Origin of the sequence: Actinoplanes sp. NPDC049599 (assembly GCF_044465625.1) — a bacterium.
Taxonomy (GTDB): Bacteria; Actinomycetota; Actinomycetes; order Mycobacteriales; family Micromonosporaceae; genus Actinoplanes.
Map to the genome: position 1 here is coordinate 102520 of NZ_JBITLX010000007.1, position 13766 is coordinate 116285.

Annotated in this window: 13 protein-coding genes; 6 read left to right on the forward strand and 7 right to left on the reverse strand. The window is 73.5% G+C overall.

Translation table 11 applies throughout. The features are described from left to right. Positions 1 to 49: 49 nt before the first annotated feature. Positions 50 to 1624 (forward strand): ATP-binding protein, encoded by a 1575-nt coding sequence (locus ACIBQZ_RS15365; RefSeq protein ID WP_396089238.1) that lies wholly within the window; start codon positions 50 to 52, stop codon positions 1622 to 1624. Then, positions 1621 to 2304, forward strand: a complete 684-nt coding sequence (locus ACIBQZ_RS15370) for a response regulator (protein WP_396089239.1) — start codon at positions 1621 to 1623, stop codon at positions 2302 to 2304. The genes ACIBQZ_RS15365 and ACIBQZ_RS15370 overlap by 4 nt, the downstream gene beginning before the upstream one ends. Positions 2305 to 2311: 7 nt before the next feature. Here the strand turns inward: ACIBQZ_RS15370 and ACIBQZ_RS15375 are convergent, their stop codons facing one another. After that, positions 2312 to 4453, reverse strand: coding sequence for a transglycosylase domain-containing protein (locus tag ACIBQZ_RS15375; RefSeq protein WP_396089240.1), 2142 nt, complete (start codon positions 4451 to 4453; stop codon positions 2312 to 2314). A gap of 37 nt (positions 4454 to 4490) precedes the next feature. Continuing rightward, the gene (locus tag ACIBQZ_RS15380; protein ID WP_396089241.1) at positions 4491 to 5498 is read right to left on the reverse strand and encodes a chlorophyllase; all 1008 of its coding nucleotides are present in this window, start codon (positions 5496 to 5498) and stop codon (positions 4491 to 4493) included. Positions 5499 to 5585: 87 nt separating this feature from the next. On the opposite strand from ACIBQZ_RS15380, the gene ACIBQZ_RS15385 reads away from it, so the two are divergent. Further along, the gene (locus ACIBQZ_RS15385) at positions 5586 to 6368 is read left to right on the forward strand and encodes an LLM class F420-dependent oxidoreductase (RefSeq protein ID WP_396089242.1); all 783 of its coding nucleotides are present in this window, start codon (positions 5586 to 5588) and stop codon (positions 6366 to 6368) included. A 120-nt stretch (positions 6369 to 6488) separates the two neighbouring features. On the opposite strand, the gene ACIBQZ_RS15390 is transcribed toward ACIBQZ_RS15385, so the two are convergent. Both ACIBQZ_RS15390 and ACIBQZ_RS15395 read right to left on the reverse strand, forming a co-directional pair. After that, a complete protein-coding gene (locus tag ACIBQZ_RS15390; protein ID WP_396089243.1) occupies positions 6489 to 7148 on the reverse strand; it encodes a response regulator in 660 nt (219 codons plus the stop codon). Next, positions 7136 to 8380, reverse strand: coding sequence for a sensor histidine kinase (locus tag ACIBQZ_RS15395; RefSeq protein WP_396089244.1), 1245 nt, complete (start codon positions 8378 to 8380; stop codon positions 7136 to 7138). Before ACIBQZ_RS15395 ends, ACIBQZ_RS15390 begins: the two co-directional genes overlap by 13 nt. Before the next feature lie 157 nt (positions 8381 to 8537). Between ACIBQZ_RS15395 and ACIBQZ_RS15400 the strand changes: the two genes are divergently transcribed. Beyond that, positions 8538 to 8729: a hypothetical protein gene (locus tag ACIBQZ_RS15400; protein WP_396089245.1), complete on the forward strand. Its 192-nt coding sequence runs from the start codon at positions 8538 to 8540 to the stop codon at positions 8727 to 8729. Between the two features lie 48 nt (positions 8730 to 8777). On the opposite strand, the gene ACIBQZ_RS15405 is transcribed toward ACIBQZ_RS15400, so the two are convergent. Together ACIBQZ_RS15405 and ACIBQZ_RS15410 are read right to left on the reverse strand one after the other, a co-directional pair. After that, the gene (locus ACIBQZ_RS15405) at positions 8778 to 10271 is read right to left on the reverse strand and encodes a GntP family permease (protein WP_396089246.1); all 1494 of its coding nucleotides are present in this window, start codon (positions 10269 to 10271) and stop codon (positions 8778 to 8780) included. Positions 10272 to 10315: 44 nt separating this feature from the next. Continuing rightward, positions 10316 to 10999 carry an SDR family oxidoreductase gene (locus ACIBQZ_RS15410; RefSeq protein ID WP_396089247.1) on the reverse strand — a complete coding sequence of 228 codons (684 nt, stop codon included), beginning with the start codon at positions 10997 to 10999 and terminating at the stop codon, positions 10316 to 10318. 104 nt (positions 11000 to 11103) lie between these two features. Between ACIBQZ_RS15410 and ACIBQZ_RS15415 the strand changes: the two genes are divergently transcribed. Together ACIBQZ_RS15415 and ACIBQZ_RS15420 are read left to right on the forward strand one after the other, a co-directional pair. Then, the gene (locus tag ACIBQZ_RS15415) at positions 11104 to 11670 is read left to right on the forward strand and encodes a TetR family transcriptional regulator (protein WP_396089248.1); all 567 of its coding nucleotides are present in this window, start codon (positions 11104 to 11106) and stop codon (positions 11668 to 11670) included. A gap of 195 nt (positions 11671 to 11865) precedes the next feature. Beyond that, the gene (locus ACIBQZ_RS15420) at positions 11866 to 12249 is read left to right on the forward strand and encodes a VOC family protein (RefSeq protein ID WP_396089249.1); all 384 of its coding nucleotides are present in this window, start codon (positions 11866 to 11868) and stop codon (positions 12247 to 12249) included. Between the two features lie 32 nt (positions 12250 to 12281). On the opposite strand, the gene ACIBQZ_RS15425 is transcribed toward ACIBQZ_RS15420, so the two are convergent. Continuing rightward, a complete protein-coding gene (locus ACIBQZ_RS15425) occupies positions 12282 to 13748 on the reverse strand; it encodes a hypothetical protein (RefSeq protein ID WP_396089250.1) in 1467 nt (488 codons plus the stop codon). Positions 13749 to 13766 lie beyond the last annotated feature (18 nt).

Below are 13766 nucleotides of genomic sequence, written 5' to 3' on the forward strand. Positions count from 1 at the left end.
ATTCTGTTCACCATCGCGAAACGCGCCGACCTCGACGGGAAACACGGCCTTGAGAAGACGTTGGAGTATCGCGGGGCAGCTGTTCGCGCTGCAGGTGGTGGTCGTCTCGCTGCTCGTGGCGGGCGGCGGCACCGGCGCCGTGCTGCTGGCCCGGCGCGACGCGCACGACGCCGCGGTGGAGGAGGTGAGCGCCGTCGCGGAGGCCATCGCCCGCTCCCCCATGGTCGTCGACGCGGTGCGCGGGCCGGACCCGACGGCGCTGCTGCAGCCGTACGCGGAAGCCACCCGGATCGCCACCGGGACCGACTTCGTCGTGGTGATGGCGCCCGACCGCACCCGCTGGACCCACCCGGCGCGAGAGCTGATCGGGCAGCGGTTCGCCGGCTCGGTGGCCGGCGCGCTGGCCGGCGGGACGGTGGTGGAGCAGTACAAGGGGAGCCTCGGCGAGTCGGTGCGGACCGTGGTGCCGGTCCGGGCCGCCGACGGCACGATCGTGGCGCTGGTCTCGGTCGGCATCACCACCGAGGCGATCAACCGCAAGCTGCTGGGCCAGGCACCGGCGGTCGGGCTCGCCACGCTGGCCGCGCTGCTGCTGGCCGCCGCCGGGGCCTGGCTGCTCAGCCGCCGGCTGCGCCGGCAGACCCACGGCCTCGGCCCGGCCGAGATGACCCGGATGTACGAGTACTACGACGCGGTGCTGCACGCCGTCCGGGAGGGTCTGGTGGTGGTCGACCGGGACGGCCGGGTGGCGCTGATCAACGACGAGGGCCGCCGGCTGCTCGGGATCGCCGAGGACACCCCGGTGGACCGCCGGGTCGAGGAGCTGGGGCTGCCCGCCGAGGCCGCGGAGCTGCTCAGCTCCCGCCGGACCACCGTGGACGAGCCGGTGGCGGCCGGCGCCCGGGTGCTGGTGGCGAGCCAGCGGGAGACCCGGTTCGCCGGGCGCGCCCTGGGCACCGTGCTGACCCTGCGGGACCACACCGAGCTGCGCGCGCTGACCGGCGAGCTGGACTCCGTCCGCGGGCTCACCCAGGCGTTGCAGGCCCAGGCGCACGAGGCCGCCAACCGGCTGCACACCGTGCTGACCCTGATCGAGCTCGGCCGCCCGGACGAGGCGATCCGGCTGGCCACCGCCGAGCTGGCCCAGGCCCAGCAGCTCACCGATCAGGTGGTCGGCGCGGTCGCCGAGCCGGCCCTGGCCGCGCTGCTGCTGGGCAAGTCGGCGCAGGCCGGCGAGCGGGGTGTGGAGCTGACCGTGGACCCCGGTTCGCGGGTCACCGGTGAGCCGCTGCCCAGCCGGGACCTGCTCACCGTGGTCGGCAACCTGGTCGACAACGCCCTGGAGGCGGTGGCGGCCGCGCCGCCGCCGCGCCGGGTCCGGGTGCTGGTCCGCGAGCAGGACGGCGCGGTGCTGGTCCGGGTCACCGACACCGGCCCGGGGATGACCCCGGAGCAGGCCGCGGCGGCGTTCCGCCGCGGCTGGACCACCAAGACCGGGCCGGGGCACGGCGTCGGGCTCGCCCTGGTCCGGCAGGTGGCCGACCGGTACGGCGGGAGCTACGAGGTCACCCCGGCCGAGGGCGGCGGCGCGGTGCTCACCGTCCGGCTCCCGGTGCCGTCGTGACCGCGATCAGGGTGCTCGTGGTCGACGACGAGCCGTTGATCGCCGACGCGCACCGGGCGTACACCGAGCGGATCGCCGGGTTCGAGGTGGTCGCGGTCGCGCACACCGCCCGGGACGCGATGGCCGCGCTGCGCGCCGTACCGGTGGATCTGGTCCTGCTCGACCTGAACCTGCCGGACAAGCACGGCCTGGAGATCGCCCGGGCGCTGCGGGCGGCCGGCAGCGGCACGGACGTGCTGGCGGTGACCTCGGCGCGGGACATCGCGATGGTCCGCGCCGCGGTCGCCCTGGGCGTGACGCACTACCTGCTGAAGCCGTTCACCTTCGCGGCGTTCCGCGACAAGCTGGACCGGTACGCGCGGTACCGCAGCCAGCTGGGCAACACCGGCGAGGTGGCCGCCCAGCACGAGATCGACCGGGTGCTGGCCACGCTGCGCGGCGCCCCGCCGGACACGCTGCCCAAGGGGCTGGACGCCCGTACCCTCGATCTGGTGCTGGCCGCGCTCCGGGCGGTGACCGGCCCCGCCGGGCTGTCCGCCGCCGAGGTCGCGGTCCGGACCGGCACCTCGCGGGTCACCGCGCGCCGCTACCTGGAGCACCTGGCCGACAGCGGCCGGGTCGTCCGCAGCTCCCGCTACGGCGGCCCGGGCCGGCCGGAGGTCGAATACCGGCCGGCGTGACGCCGGGTCAGCCGGGCTTCTTGAACTCCTCCTCCGGGCGGCCCTCCATGTAGTCGGCCACCGTCCGGTAGACCGCCGGGTTCACGATGCCGTGCGACATCCGGTCGGTGTGCCCGGCCCAGTCGGGGTTGACCAGGTAGCCGGCCACCACCAGCTGCTGGGTGCCGACCACCAGCGCGGCGGTCTTGTCGTCGTCGGTGGTGCCGGTCTTGCCGAAGACCGGGTGGCCGACCACCCGGCGCGCGTTCGCCTCGGTGGCGCCGCCGCAGTTGCCGAGCTGGGCCCGGTCGCCGACCGGGCAGCGGGCCGCGTCCAGCGCCTTGCGGGCGACGTCCTTGCTGGTGGCCCGGTTGCACTTGGGCTGGCCGATGGCGCTCTTCTTGCCGTCCTGGGTGTAGATCTGCTGGATCGGCGTGGGCGCGCAGTACATGCCGTCGCCGGCCAGCGTCGCGTACGCGTTCGCGATGTCCAGCGGGGTCGACGCCGACACGCCCAGGGTGAACGCACCCCACTGGTTCGCCGAGGTCTCGTCGTTCGCCAGGTCCGCGTCCTGCTGCGCGCGGAACTTGACCCCGAACCGCTTGGCCACGTCGACCACGTTCTCGGCGCCGACCTTCTCCTGCAGCGGCACGAAGTACGTGTTCACCGAGCGGCCGAAGCCGGTGTACATGTTGAACGGCCCGACCTCGCTCTTGGAGGCGTTGCCGGGGCAGTAGAAGTGGGTGCCCGGGCAGGCCGCGTCGGAGCTCGGCGAGATGATGTAGCCGGACTTGTACCGGGCCTGGGCGTTGATCGTGTAGCTCGGCTCCAGCCCGCTCTCCAGCGCCGCCACCATGGTGAACATCTTGAACACCGAGCCGGCCTGGTAGCCGGTGATGTCGCCGCCGCCGGTGATGATCGGGTTGGTGGTGTTCGGGTAGGTGCCGCGGACGCCCTGCGCCGCCTTGCGCGGGTCGGAGGAGATCCGGTTCTCCGGGTCGGTGGTGCTGTCCAGCTTGTACTTGCGGTTCGCGGCCAGCGTGCGGACCCGGCCCGAGCCGGGCTCGACCCCGGCCAGCAGCAGCGCGTTGCGGTTCGTGTCCTTGATCAGCCCGGTGATCTCCTTGCGGGCCGCCTTCTGCGCCTTGACGTCCAGCGACGTGACGATCCGGTAGCCGCCGGTCTTGAGCTGCCGCTCCCGGTCGTAGGTGGACGAGCCGAACGCCTCCTGGCTCAGCCACCAGCGGTAGAAGTAGTCGCAGAAGAAGCCCCAGTTGTTCTTCGCGACCGACACGCAGCCGTTGCCCGGCCGGTTGGTGGTCTTGCCGAGCTTGACCGTCTTGGCCTTGGTGGCGTCCGCCGGCGTCAGGTAGCCCAGGTCGCGCATGTTGTCGATGATGTAGTTGCGCCGGTCCAGGGCCTGCGGGTAGCCGGTGGTGGTGGTCGGGTCGAACGACGTCGGCGCCTTGACCATGCCGGCCAGCAGGGCCGCCTCGGCCACCGTGAGGTCCTTGGGCTTCTTGCCGAAGTAGACCTGGCTGCCGGCGTAGACCCCGTACGCGCCGTTGCCGAACGGCGCGATGTTCAGGTAGCGCTCCAGCACCTGCTGCTTGGTCAGCTCCTTCTCGAGCTGGATCGCGTACTTCATCTCCGACAGCTTGCGTTCCGGGGTGTCCTTGGTGGCGTCGACGGCCTCCTGCGGGGTCTTCGCCGAGTACGCCAGGGTCATCCGGACCAGCTGCATCGTCAGGGTCGAGGCGCCCTGCTTGTCGCCGCCCTGTTTGTTGTTGACGAAGGCGCGGGCGACGCCCTTGAGGTCGACGCCGTTGTGCTTGTAGAAGTCGTGGTCCTCGGCCGACACGATCGCGTTCTGCATGTTGACCGAGATGTCCTTGAGCGGGACGTCGCTGCGGAACTCGTCGTACATGACCGCGAGCTGGGTCTTGTTGTCCGCCGCGAACACCCGGGTCACCTGCGGCGCCGACTGCTGCTCCAGCTCGCTGGGGAGCTGCGCGAACGTCTCCGACCCGGCCTTGGCCGCCAGCCCGGACATGGCGACGGCGGGGAACGAGGCGGCGGCGACCACCACGCCGGCCAGCAACCCGCAGATCAGCAGTGATCCGGCGCTGGCGAATTTGTTGCGGTCGCGGGGAGGCGTTGGGGAGCTCACTCGAAACAGGTTAGCCAGGAAGATCCGAAGGTGCCTCTCAGAGGTCGGTCTCCACCGTGGCGACGTCACCGGTCCGGGCGGCGGCCGGGATGCGCGCGCGGGCGGCGGCGTCACCGTACAGGGCCCAGCGCAGGAACTCCGTCGAGGTGGCGGCGGTGGCCTCGAAGTCGCCGGCCTGCGTGACGTGCCCGCCGTCGGTGATCGACAGCAGTGCGCGTGACCAGGGAACGGCCGCGAACACGGCGTGTCCGGCCCGGTAGGTGACGGTGTTGTCCTTGCGGCCGTGCACGAAGAGCATCGCGGCGGAGGGGCCACTGAAGGGGGTGCCCTGGAAGTCCGTACCGGCCAGCACAACGCCTGCTTTGAGACGTTCATCACGATGTGCACTGAACAACCCGACCGTGGTGATTCCCCCGCCCGAGTGACCCGCGGCGGCGAGCCGGTTCGGGTCGATGATGGTACGCAACGGGTCGGTCAGCGCGAGCAGCGAGTCGAGCACCGCGGAGGCGTCCGCGGGCTGGTTGACCAGGTCCGCGGAGTCGAAGTCGGTGGCGCCGTACGAGGTGTGCGGGTAGGTGGGGCCCGCCACCACGAAGCCCGCCTGGGCCCAGCGCGCCAGCATCGCCTCGTAGTCGGCCGGCTGCGCGGTCAGGCCGTGGCTGAACAGCACCACCGGGAACCGCCCGGTGGCCACCTGCGCGTCGTCGGCCGGGGCCGGGCTGCTCGGCGCCGCGCCGGTCGCCGGATACCAGACCGTGGTCGGCAGCGGCCGGTCCGCGCCGCGGGAGAACTCCAGCACCCGCTTGCCGACCGCGAAGGCGCTCGCCGGCGCGCTGCCCGGCGGCGGCGCGTACCGCGCCGTCACGCTCTGCGGCGCCAGCGACGACGCCGTGGTGGAGCCGAGGATCGGCGCCGCGGAGGCGCTGCCCGTGGCACTCGTGGCGCTCGCGGCGGGCGTGCCGGCGCCGGTCTGCGCCGCGCACGCCGTCAGGGCTCCGGCGCCGGCGGTGGCGGCCAGTCCGGCCAGCAGGGTCCGTCTACGCATGGTGACATCCTGCGGCACCAAGCTGTGCTGACCTTGAGAATCCCCCGAGCGGAACATCACACACCGTGGAGGATTAGGCTCGTTTCCATGACCTCCAGGCCGGTAAGGATCGGGCTGCAGCTCCAGCCCCAGCACGCGGACTACGCCACCATCCGTCGCACCGCGGCCGAGGCCGAGGAGCTCGGCGTCGACGTGCTGTTCAACTGGGACCACTTCTATCCGCTCTACGGCGAGCCCGAGGGTCTGCACTTCGAGTGCTGGACCATGCTCGCGGCGTGGGCCGAGGCGACGTCGCGGGTCGAGATCGGCGCGCTGGTCACCTGCAACAGCTACCGCAACCCCGGGCTGCTGGCCGACATGGCCCGCACCGTCGACCACATCAGCGACGGCCGGCTCATCCTGGGCATCGGCTCCGGCTGGTTCGAAAAGGACTACCTGGAGTACGGCTACGAGTTCGGCACCGCCGGCGGCCGGCTCGACGCGCTCGCCGGGGCGCTGCCCCGGATCGAGTCCCGGCTCGGCAAGCTGAACCCGCCGCCGACCCGCAAGATCCCGGTGCTGATCGGCGGCGGCGGCGAGAAGAAGACGCTGAAGCTGGTCGCCCGGCACGCGGACATCTGGCACAGCTTCGGCGACGCGGAGACCATCGCGCACAAGCTCGGGGTGCTGCGCGGGCACTGCGCCGACGCGGGCCGCGACTTCACCGAGATCGAGGTGTCGGCCGGCGTCCCCCAGGGCGACCCGGAGACCGGCGGCGCCGCGCTCCGCGAGCTGGGCGTGTCGCTGTTCACCGTCGGCACCGGCGGGCCGAAGCCCGACCTGGGCCCGCTGAAGCAGTGGCTGGCCTGGCGCGACGAGCAGAACGCGTGACCCGGACGGCCGGGCCCGCGGGTCCGGCCGTCCTCCGCGACCGTTCAGGCCGCGCGGTCCCGGCCGTCCGTCCGCCACCGGTTCACGCCGCGCGGTCCCGGCCGTCCGTCCGCCACCGGTTCACGCCGCGCGGTCCCGGCCGTCGAGGTAGCGCAGCACCGCGGCGACGCGCCGGTCCGAGCGGTCGTCCGGCGCCATGTCGAGCTTGTTGAAGATGCTCCGGATGTGCTTGTGCACGGCGCCCTCGCTGACGTACAGCCGTTCCGCGATGGCCAGGTTGCCCAGGCCCTCGGCCATCAGCGCCAGCACCTCCCGCTCGCGCGGGCTGAGCCGGTCCAGCCGGGCGTCCGGGCGGGTACGGGCGAACAGCTGCGCTACCACCTCGGGGTCGACGGCCGTGCCGCCGCCGGCCACCCGGTGCAGCGCCGCCAGGAATTCCTCCACCCGGCCCACCCGCTCCTTGAGCAGGTAACCGAGGCCTCGGGCGCCGCCGGCGAGCAGCTCGGTGGCGAACATCTGCTCGACGTACGCGGACAGCACCAGCACCGCCAGCCCGGGCCGGCGCCGCCGGGCCTCGACCGCCGCCACGATCCCCTCGTCGGAGTGGGTCGGCGGCATCCGGACGTCGACGATCGCCACGTCCGGCGCGTGCTCGTCGACGGCGGCCAGGAAGCCCGCCGGGTCGCCGGCGGTGGCCACCACGTCCAGCCCCTCGGCGCGCAGCAGCAGCGCCAGCCCTTCCCGCAACAGCGCGTCGTCCTCGGCGATCACGATCCGCACGGCAGTTCCACCTCCAGGGTCGTCGGCCCGCCCGGCGGGCTGGTCAGGGTCAGGACGCCGTCCAGGGCCTCGATCCGGCGGCGGATGCCGACCAGGCCGGAGCCGCCGGTCTCGGCAGCGCCGCCGGCACCGTCGTCGGTGATCCGCAGGCGCAGCCGGGCGCCGCGGGTGCGCGCCTCGACCTCGGCGTGGCGCGCGCCGCTGTGCTTGGCGATGTTGGTCAGCGCCTCCGCCACCACGAAGTAGGCGGTGGACTCGACCGCCGCGGCACACCGGGCCGGCACGTCGACCTCGACCCGGCACGGCACGGCGCACCCGGCGGCCAGCCCGCTGAGCGCCCCGGCCAGCCCGCGGTCGGCGAGCACCGGCGGCAGGATGCCCCGGGCCACCGCCCGCAGCTCGGCGAGCGCCTGCTCGGCCGAGCCCTGCGCGCGTTCCAGCAGCTTCTCGGCCTCGGCCGGGTCCCGGGCGAGCATCCGGCGGGCGGCGCCGAGCAGCACGGTGGTGGCGACCAGCCGGTTCTGGGTGCCGTCGTGCAGCGACCGCTCGATCCGGCGCAGCTCGGTGGCGTGGGCGTCCAGGGCGGCGGCCCGGGTCGCGGTCAGCTCGGCGATCCGCAGCGACAGGTCGGTCTCCGGGCCGGGCGCGAGCAGCCGCCGGCCGGGTCCGCTCTGCAGCCGCGCCAGCGCCGGGCTCAGGCCCACGGTCAGCGCGGCCCAGCAGAGCCCCAGCAGCGAGACGGTGACGACACCGGGCCAGTCGTCCACCGTCCACAGACCCAGCCCCGGTGTCCGCTCGCCCGCCGGCAGCAACCGCCACCACAGCGCGAACGTGGCGTCCCGGACGGCCCACACCGGCAGCTGGATCCCGATGCCGCCGAGCACCAGGCCGACGGTCGCGTGCCGGACCAGCCAGCGCAGCTCCCGCCGGGTGTCGGGGTCCGCGGCCGCCGCCCGCCAGCGGACCGGGAGCGGGCCGGGGCTGAGCACCTCGGGGCCGCGCCGGGACAGCCGGTGGCGTTCGATGTCCGCGACCTTGTGCACCGCGCGCAGGGCCCCGGGCAGCAGCGGCAGTCCGATCCCGATCAGGCTGGTCAGAGCCACGACGGCCAGCCAGCCCAGCGCGCCGAGCGCCAGCAGGGCGGTGCCGCACCCGACGAGCAGCTCGCGCAGGGCGCGCAGCGTGGCGGCCCGGGTCCGGGCGGCCGGTCGCCGGATCTTCGACACCTCCATGGCCGCTGACCCTAGGGCCCCGACGCCACCGGCGGCAGGTGCGGTGCCGGAAAGTACAGCCTGCTGTACCCCGGCCGGGCAGGTGGCGGGATCGAAGCCCGGCGTGCCGGTGCCTAGCGTCGACGACAACCGAGTCCCGTCGTCCCGAGGAGCCGCCATGACCGACATCGACCGCCCGCGACCGTCCGCCGCCCGGGCCCTGATCTGGACCCTGCTCGGGCTCTGCACGGTCGGCAACCTGGCCCTGTCGCTCTACGGGGGCCCGCTTGCCGTGCACGCCGTGCTGGGCGTGGCGACCCTGCTGTGCATCGCCGCGCTGATCGCCACCGCCGTCCGCGCGAGGCGGTGACCGCGCCCGCCGGAGCGGACGCGGTCCCCGGATCGCACCCGGCTAGATCTAGACGAAGATGTCGAGGATCAGCACGCAGGCGAAGCCGACCACCGAGATGATCGTCTCCATCACCGACCAGGTCTTGATGGTCTGCCCGACGGTCATCCCGAAGTACTCCTTGACCAGCCAGAAGCCCGCGTCGTTGACGTGCGAGAAGAACAGCGAGCCGCAGCCGATGGCCAGCGCCAGCAGCGAGATCTCGGGCTTGTCCAGGGTCGCCGCCAGCGGGGCGACGATGCCCGCGGCGGTGATCGTGGCGACGGTGGCGGAACCGGTGGCCAGCCGGATGCCGACCGCCACCAGGAAGCCCAGCCACAGCGCGTTGATGTTCGCGTCCCGGGCCGCGTCCGCGACCACGTTGCCGACACCCGCGTCGACCAGCACCTGCTTGAAGCCGCCGCCGGCGGCGACGATGAGCAGGATGCCGGCGATCGGCGGCAGCGAGCCGCCGATGACCGCCGAGGTCTGCGCGCGGTCGAAGCCGGCCCGCTTGCCCAGCGTCCACATGGCCAGCAGGACGCCGGCCAGCAGCGCCACCACCGGGGTGCCGGCGACGTCGAGCGCGTTGCGCAGCGTGGTGTCCTCGTCGAGGGTGAGCTCGCCGATCGCCCGCAGCAGCATCAGCACGATGGGCAGCAGGATCGTCAGCACCGCGGCCAGCACGCTCGGACTGCGGCGGCGGGCCGGCAGCCCGGTGTCGACCGGCTGGTCCGGCTCCGTGGAACCGGCGTTGGCCAGGTCGTCGCGGTCGACGAAGTCCTGACCGCCGGCCGGGCCGGACCCGGCGGACCGGCCGTCGCCGCCCGCGGGCACGAGCGCGGCCGGCACCGCCAGCGGCACCCGCTTGGCGATGAAGTTGCCGAAGATCGGACCCGCGACGAGCACCGTGGGGATCGCGCAGATCAGCCCGAAGGCGAGGGTGAGCCCGAGGTCCGCGCCGAGGCTGGAGACCGCGACCAGCGGGCCCGGGTGCGGCGGGACCAGGCCGTGCAGGACCGACAGGCCGGCCAGCGCCGGGATGCCGATCTTGAGCAGCGGCACGTCGGTGCGCTGCGCCACCAGCAGCACGATCGGCACCAGCAGCACGACGCCCACCTCGAAGAACAGCGGCAGGCCGATGAGCGCGGCGACCGCCGCCATGGCCCAGGGCAGCGCCGATCCGTTGAACTTGCGGACGATCGTGGTGACGATGCTGTCCGCGCCGCCGGACTCGGCGAGCAGCGCCCCGATCATCGAGCCGAGCGCGATCAGCAGCCCGACGCTGCCGACCGTGCTGCCGACCCCGGTGGTGAACGACGTGACGGTGGCGCCGGGCGCGGCGCCGGCCACGACCCCGAGCACGGCGGCACCGATGACGAGGGCGAGGAACGGATGCCACTTGGCCCAGGCGATGAGCAGGACGACGGCGGCGATGCCGAGCACCGCGGCGAGGACGAGCTGGCCGGTCCCGGCGGAGGTGATCGCTTCCGCGGCCAGCACAGGGGCAGAGAGCGAGGTCATGGGCGTGCCCGTACCCCATGCCCGCGATTTCCAACCGGCGCGGCTCAGCCCTGCAGGGCGGTGGCCAGCCCGGCCTTGACGGTGCGGCTGAACTCGTCGGCCACGATCTCCGGCCGGCAGGCCTCGACGCCGTCCAGCGCCAGCCGCGCCACCACCGCCGGGTCGGACTTCTGGTCGGCCGGCACGCTCGCCGCCATGTCGGTGTCCATGAAGCCGACGTGCAGCGCCGACACGGTGATGCCCTTGGGCGCCAGCAGGTCACGCAGCGCGTTGCTCTGCGCCCACTCGGCGGCCTTGGCCGCGCTGTACGCCCCGAACGGCCCCGGATGCACCCAGGACAGCACCGACAGCACGTTGAGCACCGCGCCGCCGCCGTTGCGCTCCAGCACCGGGGCGAACGCCCGGGTGACCGCGAGCGTGCCGAAGTAGTGGGTCTCCATCTCCCGGCGGATCTCGTCCAGATCGCCGTCGAGCAGGTGGGCGCCGAGGCTGGTGCCGGCGTTGTTGACCAGAACGGTGACGTCGTCGGCGAGTTTCGCGGCATGGGCGACCGACTCGGGGTCGGTGATGTCGAGCCGCACCGCGATGACGCCGGGCAGGTCGACGGTCTCGGGGCGGCGGGCGGCCGCGTACACCTTGGCGCCGCGCTGCACGAGCTGGGCGGCGAAGTGCCGGCCGAGGCCGCGGTTGGCGCCGGTGACGAGGGCTACGGAGTTCTTGAGCCGCATGGTGGTTCCTCTCCTGGGTCCGATAGGTTGAGATTATGAGCGTCATCTAAACGCCGCAAGCTTAGATGACGGACGTCATATAAGATGGGAGCCGGAGGTGCGGCATGGCACGGGTGTCCCAGGCACAGGCACGGCAGAACCGCGACCGGGTGATCGACGAGGCGGCGCGACTGTTCCGCGAGCGCGGCGTCCAGGGGGTCAGCGTCGCCGACCTGATGGCCGCCGCCGGGCTCACCCACGGCGGCTTCTACAAGCGGTTCGCGTCCAAGGAGGCGCTGGTGGCCGAGGCGACCGGGCGTGCCTTCGCCGAGCTTCGGGAGCGTCTCGCGGAACTCGATTCGCGGCATCCCGGGGATCGTGACGGGGCTCGGCGGGAGTTGCTCGACTTCTACTTCTCCGCGGGGCATCGGGATCGCGCCGGGGAGGGGTGTCCTGCTACCGCTCTTGGTGGGGATATGGCTCGGGAGGCGCCGGAGAGTCCGGCTCGGGAGCCGTACGCGGATGGGGTGCGGGATTTCGCCCGGTGGTTGGCGGATGACGATGAGGGGTTGGCGGCGGTTGCCACGATGGCGGGGGCTCTCATGCTGTCGCGGGCTTTGGCCGGGTCTCCTCTTTCCGACCTTGTTCTTGCTGCTGGGCGTCGGGCTGTGGAGCGGGGGATCGCCGGCTAGTCGCGGTGGACGGCCGGGCCCGGCCTGGCATGGTCTCCGGTTACGTCAGGTTCTTGGTTGCTCGCCGGCTGCGGTCGGTGGCCGGTAGGGAGAGGGGGTGCGGTTGAGATGTTCGCTGTTGGAATTCCCGCGTCCCGTCGGTGGCGCCGCTGAGCTGCTGCGGGTGGGGCGCATTCGTCCGTTTGGAGAAGTGCGATGGTTTCGAGTGTTCACAACATCACCTTTGATACGACTGGTGATCCGTACGAGCTGGCGCGGTTCTGGTCGGCGGTGGTCGGCCGGCCGATGAGTGCCGATGACGAGCCCGGTGATCCCGAGGCTGCGCTGGTTGCCGAGGGGCAGCCGACGATGCTGTTCATCCGGGTGCCGGAGGGCAAGGCGGTGAAGAACCGGGTCCACCTCGATCTGCAACCTCAGGATCGCAGCCGGGACGAGGAGGTCGACCGGCTGATCGAGGTCGGCGCGAAGCTCTTCGAGGACCACCGCCGGCCGGACGGCAGCGGGTGGGTCACGCTCACCGACCCGGAGGGCAACGAGTTCTGCGTGGAACGCAGCGCCGCCGAACGGGCCGCCACGTAAGGCCTTGGGGCGGTCCGCACGGACCGCCCCACCTATTCGGGTACGTGGTGGGCGGCCACCACGCCGGGCATTCCGATGACCTCGGTGGCCAGGCCGGTGAAGAGGCCGGGGCTGGCCAGGTCGACCGTCCAGTAACGGGGCAGCGTTTCCGCGACGGCATCGGCGAGGCGGCCGTGGTTGCAGTAGGCCTCGGCGAAGGTTCGGGAGGTCGGGTCCGCGTCGAAGGTCAGGCCGCCGCCGAAGCCGCGGCCGATCGCCGCCTGCACCAGGTTGCGCTGGTCGTCGGTGGCCTGCGGGCTGATGAAGATCCGGGACAGGTAGCTCAGCCGGGCGCCCGGCGGGTCGACGATGCCGGCGGGCACCGACGGCGTGCACGACCCCGGCATCGTGTGGCGGGTGACCAGCCGGTACGCGCCCAGCCCGAGCAGCATCGACGCCACCACGGTGAGCGCGACGACCGCGGCCGGCCGCGGGGTGCGCGGCCACCGCAGCCGGCGCAGGAAGCCGGGCGGGCCCTGGGCCAGCGCCGCGATGAGGATGCCGGCCGCCGGCACGCCGCCGAGCAGCAGCGGCAGGATGCCCAGGCCGGCGAACCCGTGCCAGAACGGCGCCGCCGTCTCGTCGGCCGTGGTGTCGCTGGCCGACAGGGCGACCGGCAGCAGCCCCAGCAGGAAGATCCCAGCGCCCACCGTCGCCGCCAGGCTCGCCTCCGGGCGGCGTTCCAGGCGCCGGCTCGCCCAGCCGGTGAGCAGCCAGGCCAGCAGCGCGCCCGGCAGCACCCCGGCCCAGGTCACCGCGACCAGCCAGGACGGCGGCTCGTGCCAGACGAAGTACATGCCGGCGCCGTCCGAGTCGTACCAGGGCTGGCCCGGCCAGTAGGTGTCGGAGAAGCTCAGGCCCAGGTCGCCGCGGACGGCGGTGAAGCCCTCGGCCCGGTCCCCCGGGTGTGCGCCGACCACGTCGGTCCGGTCCAGCGGTGGGTCGACGCCGGTCACCCGCCAGCCGGCCGCTTCCAGCCGGGCCCGGGCGGCCGCCGTGTAGCCGGCCACGTCGCGGGTGGCAGCGGTGTGCCGCACCCAGGAGACGGCGTAGCCGTACTCGATGCCCTCGCCGTCGGCCTGGCTGACGATCGTGGCGGCGTCGCCGCCGCCGGAGACCGGGAGCCCGGGGAAGATCGTCTCGCGGAGCTCGGCTGCCTCGGCGCCGGCCGGCAGCGGCCCGACCGCGGCCAGCCCCAGCCCGTTGGCCGCGGCCGCGCCGAGGAAGCCGCCGGCCAACGTGACCAGCAGCGCCAGCACCACGACGCCGCGGCTGCGCGGCCGGCCGAGCCGGGCCCGGGCGCCGTGCCGCAGCAGGTTCACGACCTCACGCGCGCCGGGCCGGCGGCGGCCCGGCGGGGCGCACTCGACCAGGGTGTCCAGCAGCTCGGCGCGGCGCGGGCCGGGCGGATAGGCCAGCAGCAGCCTCCGGTACGCCCGGACCAGCCGCGGATCGGCCACAGTGGACACTGGGGCGCC